At 37.0% G+C, this 13,736-nt stretch carries 13 protein-coding genes; 12 read left to right on the forward strand and 1 reads right to left on the reverse strand.

What is annotated here, in order from left to right; genetic code table 11:
- Window positions 1-81: 81 nt before the first annotated feature.
- The 6 genes from AC1D0K_RS19600 (at window position 82) to AC1D0K_RS19625 (ending at window position 4,432) form a co-directional block, all read left to right on the forward strand.
- Window positions 82-1,125, forward strand: a complete 1,044-nt coding sequence (locus tag AC1D0K_RS19600) for a hypothetical protein (RefSeq protein ID WP_477398299.1) — start codon at window positions 82-84, stop codon at window positions 1,123-1,125.
- Window positions 1,126-1,222: 97 nt separating this feature from the next.
- On the forward strand, window positions 1,223-1,567 hold the full coding sequence (locus AC1D0K_RS19605; protein WP_477398301.1) for a helix-turn-helix domain-containing protein: 345 nt from the start codon (window positions 1,223-1,225) through the stop codon (window positions 1,565-1,567).
- 199 nt (window positions 1,568-1,766) lie between these two features.
- The gene (locus tag AC1D0K_RS19610; protein ID WP_477398303.1) at window positions 1,767-2,180 is read left to right on the forward strand and encodes a plasmid mobilization protein; all 414 of its coding nucleotides are present in this window, start codon (window positions 1,767-1,769) and stop codon (window positions 2,178-2,180) included.
- Entirely contained in the window at window positions 2,177-3,046 is an 870-nt protein-coding gene (locus tag AC1D0K_RS19615; RefSeq protein WP_477398305.1) for a relaxase/mobilization nuclease domain-containing protein, read from the forward strand. The genes AC1D0K_RS19610 and AC1D0K_RS19615 overlap by 4 nt, the downstream gene beginning before the upstream one ends.
- Window positions 3,043-3,480 carry a hypothetical protein gene (locus AC1D0K_RS19620; RefSeq protein ID WP_477398307.1) on the forward strand — a complete coding sequence of 146 codons (438 nt, stop codon included), beginning with the start codon at window positions 3,043-3,045 and terminating at the stop codon, window positions 3,478-3,480. The genes AC1D0K_RS19615 and AC1D0K_RS19620 overlap by 4 nt, the downstream gene beginning before the upstream one ends.
- Window positions 3,481-3,631: 151 nt before the next feature.
- Window positions 3,632-4,432, forward strand: a complete 801-nt coding sequence (locus AC1D0K_RS19625; protein WP_477398309.1) for a type IV toxin-antitoxin system AbiEi family antitoxin domain-containing protein — start codon at window positions 3,632-3,634, stop codon at window positions 4,430-4,432.
- An 82-nt stretch (window positions 4,433-4,514) separates the two neighbouring features.
- On the opposite strand, the gene AC1D0K_RS19630 is transcribed toward AC1D0K_RS19625, so the two are convergent.
- Window positions 4,515-4,646, reverse strand: a complete 132-nt coding sequence (locus AC1D0K_RS19630) for a hypothetical protein (RefSeq protein ID WP_477398311.1) — start codon at window positions 4,644-4,646, stop codon at window positions 4,515-4,517.
- A 105-nt stretch (window positions 4,647-4,751) separates the two neighbouring features.
- On the opposite strand from AC1D0K_RS19630, the gene AC1D0K_RS19635 reads away from it, so the two are divergent.
- The 6 genes from AC1D0K_RS19635 to AC1D0K_RS19660 are packed head-to-tail and all read left to right on the forward strand — an operon-like array spanning window position 4,752 to window position 13,531.
- Complete coding sequence (locus AC1D0K_RS19635) at window positions 4,752-7,547, forward strand: type I restriction endonuclease subunit R (RefSeq protein WP_477398313.1); 2,796 nt, start codon at window positions 4,752-4,754, stop codon at window positions 7,545-7,547.
- Complete coding sequence (locus AC1D0K_RS19640; RefSeq protein ID WP_477442504.1) at window positions 7,547-9,454, forward strand: restriction endonuclease subunit S; 1,908 nt, start codon at window positions 7,547-7,549, stop codon at window positions 9,452-9,454. The genes AC1D0K_RS19635 and AC1D0K_RS19640 overlap by 1 nt, the downstream gene beginning before the upstream one ends.
- The gene (locus AC1D0K_RS19645; protein WP_477398707.1) at window positions 9,441-9,923 is read left to right on the forward strand and encodes a hypothetical protein; all 483 of its coding nucleotides are present in this window, start codon (window positions 9,441-9,443) and stop codon (window positions 9,921-9,923) included. Before AC1D0K_RS19640 ends, AC1D0K_RS19645 begins: the two co-directional genes overlap by 14 nt.
- A 1-nt stretch (window position 9,924) precedes the next feature.
- On the forward strand, window positions 9,925-10,203 hold the full coding sequence (locus tag AC1D0K_RS19650; RefSeq protein WP_477398709.1) for a hypothetical protein: 279 nt from the start codon (window positions 9,925-9,927) through the stop codon (window positions 10,201-10,203).
- 2 nt (window positions 10,204-10,205) lie between these two features.
- Window positions 10,206-12,050, forward strand: coding sequence for a DUF262 domain-containing protein (locus AC1D0K_RS19655; RefSeq protein WP_477398711.1), 1,845 nt, complete (start codon window positions 10,206-10,208; stop codon window positions 12,048-12,050).
- Window positions 12,050-13,531 carry a class I SAM-dependent DNA methyltransferase gene (locus tag AC1D0K_RS19660; protein ID WP_477398713.1) on the forward strand — a complete coding sequence of 494 codons (1,482 nt, stop codon included), beginning with the start codon at window positions 12,050-12,052 and terminating at the stop codon, window positions 13,529-13,531. Before AC1D0K_RS19655 ends, AC1D0K_RS19660 begins: the two co-directional genes overlap by 1 nt.
- Window positions 13,532-13,736: the final 205 nt, after the last annotated feature.

Here is a 13,736-nt window from a genome sequence, read left to right on the forward strand (position 1 = left end):
TTTCGTTTTAGCCCTAAGCATCTTGAACGTTTTTATGGGAATATTATAATACTTAAATTTGAGTGTATAATCTGCACGCACATGCAGCATCTAAAAGAATTTTTAATCCGTATTCAAACTTTTGACCTGCATATTGTCGAAGATGATATGCAGATGGATTCTGGCACGACTGAAAAGAAGTGTGCTAAAGCCTATGATTTAACCTACCAAACCCAATACTATGATTCCTTTTCTTATAGGAGCGAATTAAGGGTGTTAAAGGACATGGCTTTTATTGATCTGATTACGTTAGATAAAGAGCGCATTAAACTTCAATTGGCTGAATTGTCTAAAGTTCGCAGCCGGTTTAAAGAGTTTTGGGGTAATTATAATCAGCACTATTCGGAAATGAAGTTGGTTTATGATCGCTCTTTTATTTTTTCTGCCCGTTTGGAGTATTTGTTCATAGTGAATAATCTTCAGTCTGACAGCGCTGATATAGAAGTCACCTCCAAATTTGCTGAAGACCTGGGCGATTCTGTTAAGTTGCGCGAAAAGTTTTTGATGGAACTAATCTATGATGCTGAAAATTCGATCAAAGAACATCTTTCATTTGAAGATTTTCAAAAATCACTTCACGATAAAAAGCAGGAAGCGAAGCAGACTGATGAGCCGACAGAATCAGAAATAAGTAAAGAACCGGAAGCGGGGTTTGAAAATGAAACACCCACTAAATCAATAGGTCGCTACCCGACTTTCAAACCAGGTATAGCCTCGCAACTGCTCGACTTATTAAGAGAGTATTTTGTTTCCGCAGATCACCCCAAACTTGAAAGACTGTTATTATCAGATGAGGCACCGGACAGACCGTTGGTTTTCCGCGGTTTTGGCAATCAACTGGCCGATGCATTCAAACAGTTATTTGATGCTCGGCTTATCGTAGGTTGCCAGATGGCAGACCTGGAGCGATGGATCGCTCCTAAATTTAACTATCTTTCTAATCAAGCCGAAGCAAGGGAATTAACAGAGGGCTATCTCAACGGTCTAATGTCTACCAAAACCCGACCCTGCAAATCCCCTATCCTTAAAATTGAACAAAAGGAGGATAAATTTTATATCCTACCTACGCCTCGTAACAAAAGATAACAAAGAAATGAGTGGGTTGCAGTAAGGTTACAGTTTACCCTCTTGTAACCCAGCAAAACAAGCCACTACAATTGCAGCATTAAACAAATAATGCGCAATGGAAACACTAACATTTGACCAATTACCGCTAGCGGTAAGCAAACTTCAGGATAAGCTTGAAAGCATTGAACAGCTTTTACTTCATCAGCATGAGCAGCTACCAGGACACGAAGAACTCCTGACCATTTCTAACGCTGCCAAATTTTTAAATCTCTCCGTACCTACAATTTACAGCAAAGTATGCCGTAAAGAAATCCCCGTGAATAAGCGCGGCAAGCGGCTGTATTTCTATCGATCTGAATTGACGGAATGGATTAAGTCTGGCCGGAAGAAGACAGCGGACGAAATTAAAGAAGAGGCGGTACAGCAGTTGACCGCCTCTCGAAAAAGGCCGACCTATTAAACAAATAAGCATTTCGGGCTTTAGCCCGAAATAAATTTACCCAAATGGAAAGGTTACAAGGCCCGGATACGAAGTATCCGGCTAACACGAGGGGCATTAGCCCCAAAGTGGAGCCAGCTATGTTTCGGCCTTGCCGAAACTTGCTGGCCCCCACTCATGCTATCGCATTCGGGGGGGATATTTTAAAGAAGTTAATCTTATGAAAGGCTTAATCAAAAAGACAGGTAAGGCGGTTGGTGAGGAAAAAAAAGGAAGAATCAACAAGGGGGGACGCCCTAAGGTGCCGCATAAAAAAAGTGAAGCCCTAAGTGTTATGTGCAACCTTTTAGAGAAAAAGATTATCCAGGCAAATGCCCGGAATGTTGGGAAAACAGTATCTGTATTTCTCCGTGATCTTGGTTTACACAATCGGGCGGTGATCAAGGTACGAACGCTACCGAGGTCAGTGTTGCAATTGACAGGAACATTGAATCATATAGCTGCCAATATAAACCAGCTTGCTAAAAAGTATAACCAAGGAAATGATCTCAACGGGATGGAAAGAGCCTTGCTTAACCAAGAGATCAGGAGCCTGCAAACGTTGGTTAAGGACATTAAAAACGCTATATCATGATTGGTAAAATAGGAACTGGCAAAAGTTTTCGGGGGTGCCTAAACTATCTTTTTGAAGGTCGTTTGCAACAAACTAAGGCGATGCAGTTACATGAGATGGAAAAGAAACAAGCAGAGGTGATTGCTTACAACCAATGTTTTGGTGATAAGCGGCAACTGATCCGTGATTTTATTGAAGTGAGTAAGCTTAACCCAAATGTCAGTAAGCCCGTGTTTCATTTAGCTGTCAGTTTTGCGCACGGTGATGCGGACAAATTGAATCCTCAGGACAAAGTTGACATGGCTGAAAAGCTGGCTAAAGAGTTTATGTTTCATAATAACCAGTATGTTGTGATTGAGCATAGTGACCGGCAACACCAGCACCTGCATGTTGTCGCCAACCGTATCGGTTATGATGGCAAAACAGCCAGTGACAGCAATAGCTATAAACGCATGGCAGAGTACTGCCGGAAGATGGAACTGGAATATAAACTAACCAAAGTATTAAGTCCCAATAAATTTTTAAGACCCGAACAAAGAGTATCACAAGAGAAAAGGATTGACCAGCGAAAGGAGGTTTTAAAAAATCATTTATTACAGGCTATTAAACAATGTAAAGATGTACCAGCATTAAAAAAGTATATGGAAAAGCAAGGTTATTCCGTAGAGCTTGGGCGAGGTATTGCATTTATAGATAAGCAGCAAGTCCGTTTCAAAGGCAGTCAGGTTGGTTATGCTTTGATGGATATTGAAAAGAAGCTTAAACAGGAACAGTTATTAAAACAACAGCAAATACAGCAGCAACGGCTACAAGAACAAAAGCAACAGCAAGAATTAATTAAAGAACAGGAACAAAAACTTAACTATTCGAAAGGAATTTCAATATGAAGACACAGGAAGAAACACCAATGGATGATATAACGCTAACAGAAATGCTTAAAGAGGTCTTTTTGCACAATAAGCAAATGCAGGACTTTATGAGTATGCAAAAAGAAAAGCTTGATGAAAAAGACAGGATTATAGAGACTGGTAAAAAGCAGACTGAAAGATTGATTAATAGTTTTGAAGCTAAGTTTAGCAATATACAGGTGCAGGCACCAAAACCAGATCTTTCGATGGTTAATCAAACATTAGCCAGTAGTTTGTTAACCATAAATCAAACTATTGAAAAGGGGCCCAAGCCGGTAACTAAGCAAATAAGGCTTCAAATATTCCCTGAACAAATGAGAAGCCCTGAATATTACAAAATAATGGTATGGGGCGTGTTGGGTTTTGTTTTTTTAATTATGGTTTATTTGTTGTTGAATAAACTTATCAAATAGATCAGTAGGTAAACAAGCAGTCATTAAGCGGCTGCTTGTTTGTGGATCAATCTCTAAATAGTTATTGTTTATTAGAAATAACTACCTATATTTACTTTTAATGTAACGATAAGACCCATTTTTTAGGTCTTATAATGACACTCGAAGTAATATGGCACATAGCGTTTACATATCATCCAACTTAACACAGCAACAACTTGAATTTATGAAGTTGCTGGATGATTATGAAATTGAGCTGTTTAAATTTGATGAAATTGAGAACCAAATCAATAGAAAGTTTGACAACCTCAACGAAGTTCTTGAAAATTTAGTTCATAAAGAACTGATTTCACGGATAGAACGGGGTAAGTTTTGCAAAATTAATTTTCGTGATGAAAATGTGATCGGCACATTTGTGGTAAAAAACAGCGCGGTGGCTTATTGGTCAGCTTTAAATCTAAATGGTTTAACCGAGCAATTTTCTAACACAATATTTATACAGACCACGCAAAGGAAAACCGATAAGGCCCTTTTAGGAACCCCTTATAAATTTGTCACTATAAATCCTGGTAAGCGTACCGGTATTATGTACAACGGCTATGGCAACACAAAATATCCTATAACGGATATTGAAAAGACCATTATAGACTGTTTTGATCAACCACAATATTCTGGTGGTTATGCTGAACTAATAAGGGCTTTATACCAGGCAGAGATTGATGCTGATAAAATGATCAATTATTGCAGATCGGTTGGCAATAGCGCTGCTACAAAAAGAATAGGATTTTTGGTGGAGTTATTTGAAAAGCCATTAATGGATAAATTTATTGATTTCGCTAAAGCGCAGATAAATGATAAGTATAACCTTTTTGATTCACAAGGGACAGAGAAAGGCGAATTTGTAACAGGCTGGAAGTTGAGGCTGAATATTAGCAAAGATGAATTGCTTAATCTAACGGACAAACAATATTAATGATACTGAAGAAGGAAATAGAGAAAATTGCACTACATGAAAAAGTGTCCCGGAGTACGGTAGATAAAGATTGGGTATTAGGTCATTTTATTGATGCCAATTGAGGCAAAGCGGCTGCGGCAGGTGGCTTCATTACATCACGCGCTATCGCGCCGGGTTTCATTCCACCTCCAGCCTCGCCGCCCTTGCAGGAATGAAATTCGCTATCGCTCATAACATACCTGCATACTTAAGAAAGGTCTATTTTGATAAATTATAACCTTTATTCTGCAATATCGTATGGAAATATTACTTTTATTCACAAACCTTACTTTAATTAATGAACCAAAACCCTGAACAATTAGCCCGTGATAATATCGACAAGCAATTATTGCTTTGCGGTTGGGTGATACAGGGTAAAAAGCAAATCAATCTTAGTGCAGGTATTGGAGTCGCTGTAAGAGAGTATCAAACTGAAACAGGCCCAGCAGATTATATCTTATTTGTAGATAAAAAGCCTGTTGGTGTAATAGAAGCCAAACGAGAAGATGAAGGGTTAAAACTTACTGTAGTAGAAGAGCAATCAGTTGAATATGCTACATCAAAGCTAAAGTACCTTAATAATGATCCCCTACCATTTGTTTACGAAAGTACCGGGGAGCTAACACGGTTTACAGATTATCGCGATCCAAAACCCCGTTCCCGACCTGTATTCACTTTCCATCGGCCAGAGACATTTCAACAATGGTTGAAGGAGGATAAAACACTTAGGGCAAGATTGCATAACACGCCAGTTTTAGAAACCGATGGTTTAAGAGATTGCCAGGTAACGGCAATTACCAACATTGAAAAATCTTTTCGTGATAACCGACCAAAAGCACTTATACAGATGGCTACAGGATCGGGTAAGACTTTTACAGCTATTTCGTTTATCTATAGACTATTAACGTTTGCCAAAGCAAAACGCATATTATTTTTAGTTGATACCAAGAACTTAGGAGAACAAGCCGAACAGGAATTTAAACGTTACCAACCGCAGGATGATAACCGTTTGTTTCCAGAACTATACGCTGTAACACGTTTGAGCAGTTCATTTATTCCTGGAGATAGTCAGGTATATATCAGCACAATACAACGACTATACTCTATTCTAAAAGGGACTGAATTAGACGAGCGGGACGAAGAAGAAAATCCAAACGAGAAAAAAACAATAGTCAAGGAACCATTACCCGTCATATACAATCAGAGAACTCCAATGGAGTTTTTTGACTTTATTGTAATTGACGAATGCCACCGCAGTATATACAATCTTTGGAAACAAGTGTTAGATTATTTCGATGCGTTTCAAGTCGGATTAACCGCTACGCCTGATAACCGCACCTTCGGATATTTCAATCAAAATTTGGTGTGTGATTATGGTTACCAGAAGGCGGTAGAAGATGGCGTATTGGTACCATACAATGTTTTTGAGATAGTAACTAAAGTAACTCAACAAGGCTCAAAAATTGAACTTGGTGAATATATAGGCAGGCGGGAAAAACTCACTCGCAAGCAATTCTGGAATACATTAGATGAGGAAGTTGAATACACCGGCAGACATTTGGATGATAAGGTTGTAAACCCGAACCAATTGCGTATGATTATAAAGGCGGTTAAAGACCAATTGCCTGTTATGTTTCCTGATCGCCTTATTCCCGCTACCGAATCAGCATCCGAAAGCTTTGAAGTACCTAAGATGCTAATATTCGCCAAAAGCGATAGCCACGCAGATGATATAATAAATATTGTACGCGAGGAATTTGCCGAAGAGAACAAATTTTGTAAAAAAATAACTTATCGCAGCGAGGAAGACCCCAAAAGCATATTGCAACAGTTCCGTAATAGCTATTGCCCTCGTGTGGCCGTTACAGTTGATATGATTGCCACCGGCACCGACATACGACCCCTTGAAGTATTGTTGTTTATGCGGGATGTAAAGAGTCGTAGCTATTATGAACAGATGAAAGGCCGAGGTACACGTACTTGCAGCCTGGAAGAGTTAAAAGCTACAGGTACACCGGGCGCAAAATTCACGAAAGATCATTTTGTAATTATAGATGCTATTGGTGTAGAGAAGAGCCAGAAAACAGATAGCCGCCCATTAGAGAAAAAACCGGGACTATCTTTAAAAGAAGTGATTGAAAGTGTACACATGGGTAATACCGACGAGGATATGCTAACAACGCTTGCCAATAGGTTAATCCGCCTGGACAAGTTGATTAACGAAAAGGAAAAGATGATGTTTGCCGAAAAGGCAGAAGGGCAAACTATCAACTATGTGGTTAAGCAATTGTTAAATGCTTACGATCCCGATACTTTGGAAAGCATCCGTTTGAGCATTGATAAGCAAATGCCGGGCGCTGCACCATCTGAAAGGGAAATTTTATTTAAAGAACAGCACGATAAATTAATTGAACAAGCCACACAGGTATTCAACAGTTTTGAACTGCGTAACTATGTGATTGATATACGTAAGCAATATGATCAGGTAATTGACCATGTTAATCCCGATGAATTGTTAAACATTGGTTGGGTTAAGGATAACGTAGTTATAGCCGAAGGACTGGTACAAGATTTTAAAACGTGGATTGAAGATAACAAGTCAGAAATAACAGCCCTGCAATTATTTTACGGGCAACCGTACCAACGGCGTGAGTTGACCTACAAGATGATTAAAGACCTGGTGGAAACTATTAAAGTTAGCAAACCGCTGTTGGCACCGTTAAATATATGGCGTGCCTATGCCCAATTAGAAAAGGTAAACGATCAACCCAAAAACGAATTAATAGCCTTAGTTTCGCTGATCCGCAAGATTAGCGGTATTGATGAAAGCTTAACCGTTTATGATAAAACGGTTGATTTAAATTTTCAGCAATGGGTATTTACTAAACAAGCTGGCACATTGAAGTTTAACGAAGAACAAATGCAGTGGTTACGTATGATTAAAGATTACATTGCTTCGAGCTTCCATGTAGAGCAGGATGATTTTGAGCTTGACCCTTTTAATAAACAAGGTGGTTTAGGTAAGATGTGGCAATTATTTGGAGATAATACAAGCAAGATAATTGACGAATTGAACGAAGTACTGGCAGCATAATGAAACTTGAGAAAGCAATTGGTTGGGATAAAGGTTCGTTAGAAAGCCTATTAGAATACTACATTGGTGGTGATTGGGGTAAAAATCCCGAACATCAGGACGAAGGAATGGACTTGGCGTATTGTATTAGAGGCTCGGAGATAAGGAATTGGGCTGAAGATAAAGGAAAAACTGCTTCACTACGGAAAATAAAAAAAAACAATATAACTAAACGTAAACTCATAGAAGGTGATATTTTAGTTGAAATATCAGGCGGTGGACCAGAGCAGCCTGTCGGGCGAACGATTTTAATTGATAAAGCAGCCTTAAGCTTTGAACCAGAAACTCCCAAAATTTGCACGAATTTTTTGAGGCTTATCAGACCTCTAAAAACAATTAATTCCAAGTACCTTAACCTTTATCTTCAATTATTTTATTCATCCGGTGAAATTGTGAATTTCCAAAATGGCAGTAATAATCTTAGAAACTTAAAATTTCCTGAGTTTTTAAAAATAACTATTCCATTTCCTATAATTAAAGAACAACTACTTATCGTTGAAAAAATAGAAGAGTTATTTAGCGAACTGGACAAAGGAATTGAAAATTTAAAAACGGCACAGCAACAACTTAAAGTTTACAGGCAGAGTGTCTTAAAAAGGGCGTTTGAGGGTAAGTTGACGAATTATAATATTAAGGACGGAGAGTTACCGGAGGGATGGGCAGAATTGCCTATGGGTACGGTAATTGAAAAACCGACTTACGGAACGTCAAAAAAATGCGATTATCCACCTATCGGAAGAGGAGTTTTAAGGATACCGAACATTATTAATGGCATTGTAAATGCGTCGGATTTAAAATTTGCAGAATTTGATAAGTCGGAAATTAATGCTTATAATCTAAAGGATGGCGATTTACTAATAATACGATCAAATGGCAGTGTAAGTATTGTTGGTAAATGCGCTTTAATAACCAAGAAAGAAGAGAATTACCTCTATGCAGGTTATCTAATTAGACTACGACCAATAAAAAAGTTAGTTAATCCGAAATACCTATCATATATACTTTCTTCCAGCAATTTGAGAAATCAAATAGAAGACAAAGCCAAATCAACGAGCGGTGTAAATAACATTAATGCTAACGAGCTAAAAGAATTAATTATTACTGTTTGTTCTATTGAAGATCAAAACAAGGTAGTACAAGAAATAGAAAGTCGTCTAAGTGTATGCGATAAAATTGAAGAAACGATAACCAATAGTTTGCAACAAGGGGAAGCATTAAGACAAAGTATTTTGAAAAAGGCTTTTGAAGGTAAATTGGTAAACGCGAAAGTTCAACCACTATACAAACCTAAAAATACTTACTTCTATCAAATGCAACTTTTAGGTATAGTTGCGGCAGCGTCAAAAGATAAAGGTATTAATCATGGCGAAATGACCATCGCAAAGTATGCCTATCTATTAGATAAGGTCTACCAGATACCTACTTACTATGAGTACAAACGATGGCATTTAGGGCCATACCCACCTGAGATCAAAAAAGCGATTAACAATTCTAAATTTTTCACCAAAAAGGATAACGCCATTGCAGTTAACGACATAGATAGTCTAACCAAATATATCAATCCCTATACTCATAAATTAAACAATGCTGTCAATGATTTGTCGGAGATTTTTTTAGTTTATTCAGGCAAAGAAAGATCACACCAAATTGAATTATTAGCAACAGTATGTAAGGTAATAGAAGATATTCAATCTACTGATTTAAAGGCTGTAAGAGAATCAATGGCTGAATGGAAGATTGATTTGGTTACTACTCACTTTAAAAATAAGGCAGAAAAGTTTAGTGAGAAAGAAACACTTGATTGTATAAAATTAATAATAGGAAAAGGCTGGGAATTAAATTTGATGAAACAAGATGGATCGGTTTAAAATAGCAACCATAATTATTTCATTTTTATTTTGCGTGTTACTTTCCTTACCGACGTTAGTAGTTAGCATTACTTACGTTTCCTTGATCCCAGCCGCTGCTGCAATTTCAACACTGTACTTTGGTTTAATTAAATACTGGATTGATTCTGATTTGATATTTAAATCACTATTTACCGAATTTAATAAGCGTTTTGATGAAATAAACGAAAATTTAAATAACGTAACATTGGGCAACACTGTGTCGGGTAATAAAACTTCAGAACAGATAATTCAGGATTATTTAAACCTTTGTGTAGAAGAATATTATTGGTTTAAGAAAGGGCGGATACCAACATTGGTGTGGCAATCATGGTCAGCAGGAATAAATTACTATTTAACTTTTCATGTAATTAGAGAGTTCTTTGATAATCAATTACTTTTTGATGATTCATATTATGGATTTATAAAAAGCACTAAACCCAAGAACTGATATGGCAATTCCAGATAATATTCGCCGGGAACACATTTTTCAAGCAATTATTAGAATAATTAATGAAGGTGTGCCTATTCATCGTGATGCAGAAAAATATGTAATGATTTATGAAGAAAAACCATATCCCTGTAAATTACTAATTTCATGGGCCAATGTTTATGTTAATCATTTTGAATTAGATCCAGATCCAAAAATCTTTAATACCACCGCCGCCCAAGCATATTTGAAAAAGCTGGGATTTACATCGATAATAAATTTAAAAACAACCAACTCTTAACTATGGATATAGCTCCTGATAAGCAAAATATTGACAGAGTCTTTTCAAATACCACGTATTATATAGATTTCTATCAACGTCAATACAAATGGAATGATGAACCTGTGAAAAGGTTGTTGGAAGATGTTTTTTATAAATTTAATGAGGAATATAAAAAATTTAAAGATTCTGACATTTCGCTGGATCAACTGATAGCCAAATATTCCTGGTATTATCTAAATACATACGTAACGAACTTGGTTGACGGCAAGATTTATATTGTGGATGGTCAACAAAGACTAACTACAATAACTCTTATTTTGATTAAGATAAAGCATTTAGCCGAGGATTATAAATCGCCATTGGCTGATTGGGTCAAAAATAAAATAGTAGGTCATTCTGGTTTTAAAAAGGAATTTTGGATGAATCATGAGGCTCATAAAGTTGCTATGCAAGGTTTGTTTGACAATGTCGAATCGGATAAAATCGACGTTTCAAGCGGTCTAACTGCTCAAAATATGGTGGAAAACTTTCAAATTATATCTAAATGGATGGATGGAGAGTTTTCAAATGACACACATAAACTTGAATCATTTATTTTTTTCTTTCTATCAAGAATTGTGCTAATAAATCTAAGCGTTGAGCAGACCGAGGTTCCAATGGTTTTCGAGGTCATTAATGATCGCGGCGTAAAGTTGAAACCTTATGAAATTTTAAAGGGTAAATTATTAGGACAAATCGAAAAAGATGAACTAATAGCCTTGAAATTCAATGATATATGGGAAAATCAGGTCAAAAAGCTAAACGAATTTGCCGAAGATGAAATAGATGATTTTTTTATTTATTTTTTGAAAGCAAAGTTAGCAGACACACGGGGAACAGCTCAAAAATTTGACAAGGATTACCACCGAGTAATGTTTGAAGATGAGTACGATAAAACTCTGCAACTTAAACACAACCCAAAAGGAGTTAAGAAATTTTTGCTAAATGATTTTGTTTATTATACCGAGCTATATTACAAAATATCACATTATTATAAATACTTTGACGAGAGCCAGCCTTACGTATTTTACAATAATTTAACAGATATGAATACTGAGTTTCTACTCATCCTATCTGCTTGCTCGTTAAACGATCCCGAAGAAGATCAAAAAATCCATCTAATTAGTAAACTATTAGATAAAACGTTCTGCTTGCTCCAGCTTCAAAGGAGTTACAGTAGCAACTCATTTTCAACGGAAGTTTACAAAATAAGCGCGGAAATCCGAAATAAACCACTATCTGAAATTGAGCTTTCATTTAATAAGAGTTTGCTTCAACAATTATCTGAAGTTCGTGGAGTAAGTGTTGAAAATGTATTAAGTTATGGTTATTTTAAAGACACTGGTATTGAACTTGAAAAGCGCTTTAAAAGATATTTCTTTGCAAGAATCGAAAAATTTATTGCGGACAATACTAATATGAACATGAAGCATTCATTGTACGATTTAATTCAAAATACAGGATGGAAAAATGGTTTTCATATTGAGCATGTTTTATCCTATAATGATGAAAATTATGAATTGTTTAATAATGACGAAGAGCTTTTTGAACGAGAACGTAACCGACTTGGAGGACTATTGCTGTTAAAAGGCTCTGATAATATTTCCAGTAATAATGAAAGTTATAAAAAGAAGTTAAAATCATATGCAAATACACTTTACTGGAATGAAACGTTGAGGGAAGACACATATAAATCTAAATTGGATTTTAAACGAATGATAAATTCATACAATTTAAATTTTAGACCTATGACTGAATTTGGGCCAGACGAATTAGAAGAGAGACATAAGCTTTTATTTGAAATTATAAAAATAGTTTGGAACTAATGACCTCATCAGCAATCATATCCAAAGTCTGGTCTTTCTGCAACACATTACGTGATGACGGGATGAGTTATCAGGATTATTTAGAACAGCTAACTTTTTTACTATTTTTAAAAATGGCTGATGAGTATAGTAAGCCGCCTTATAACCGACCACTACCTATACCTAAAGAATATCAGTGGGATAGCTTAACGTCAAAACGAGGTGCAGAACTTGAACTACATTACGCTATCCTTTTACGTGAATTAGGGCAACAAAAAGGGGTATTAGGGCAAATATTTACTAAGAGCCAAAATAAAATTCAAGACCCAGCTAAGCTTTATAAGCTTATCGACATGATCCATCGTGAAAATTGGGTGATGATGGATACAGATGTTAAAGGGGATATATATGAAGGATTGCTGGAAAAAAACGCTGAGGACACTAAAAGCGGTGCGGGGCAGTACTTTACTCCCCGCGCACTAATCAGCGCGATGGTGGCGTGTATTCGCCCAGAGCCGGGTAAAACTATTGCTGATCCAGCATGTGGAACCGGCGGTTTCTTTTTATCAGCCTACGACTTTATTGCAAACGACAAAAACTACAAGCTTGATAAGGAACAAAAGCAGTTCCTAAAATATAGCACCTTTTACGGTAATGAGATTGTAGCAGGCACACGGCGTATGGCTCTTATGAACTTGTTTTTACACAACATTGGAGATATTGACAGCGATAACAATATTTCGCCAGCGGATGCCTTGATAGCCCAGAGCAGTATTACCTACGATTATGTGTTGGCTAACCCGCCTTTTGGTAAAAAAAGCAGTCAAACGTTTACCAATGAAGAAGGGGAGCAGGAAAAAGAAGACTTAACTTATAACCGTCAAGATTTCTTTGCCACCACGAGTAACAAGCAACTTAATTTTGTGCAACATATACGCACCATGCTTAAAACAACCGGCATGGCAGCAGTTGTATTACCTGATAACGTTTTGTTCGAAGGTGGAGCAGGAGAATTAGTACGTAAAAAGATATTGGAAACTACAGATTTACATACTATCCTACGTTTGCCTACGGGAATATTTTATGCAAATGGTGTTAAGGCAAATGTGGTTTTCTTCGATGCCAAACCCTCTGCAAAAGATCCTTGGACAAAAGAGATATGGTATTATGACTATCGTACTAATGTACACCATACGCTTAAAAAGAACCCGCTAAAAATTGATGATCTACAGGGTTTTATAAATTGTTATCAACCGGGGAATCGACATACTCGGAAAGAAACATTCAATGCCGAAACCAATCCCGAAGGACGTTGGAGAAAATTCAGCTACGAAGAAATTGTTAGCCGTGATAAAACAAGCTTAGATATAACATGGCTAAAAGACAAATCATTAGCTGATCTGGATAACTTGCCTGATCCTGATGTATTGGCCAATGATATTCTGGAAAATTTGGAAGCAGGGCTAGAAAATTTCAGATCAATTATAAAACAATTGCAGTAGATAAGGCTATTTATAATACCATGTTTTTCGGTAGACCTGCAAGGTTTCCATATTCACCACACTCGCGAAGATAGCCCACCGCCGTGATAAAAAGTAAAGGCCATGCGGAGCGGGCCATTGTGTTTTTCTTTTCAGCGGTGGCCCGGCCTTGACTATTTACCCGGCTCGCGCTGTTGGTTGCTTAAGCGGTAAATATGGGGTGGTG

The sequence above is a fragment of the Mucilaginibacter sp. P1_A3 genome, from assembly GCF_056406855.1.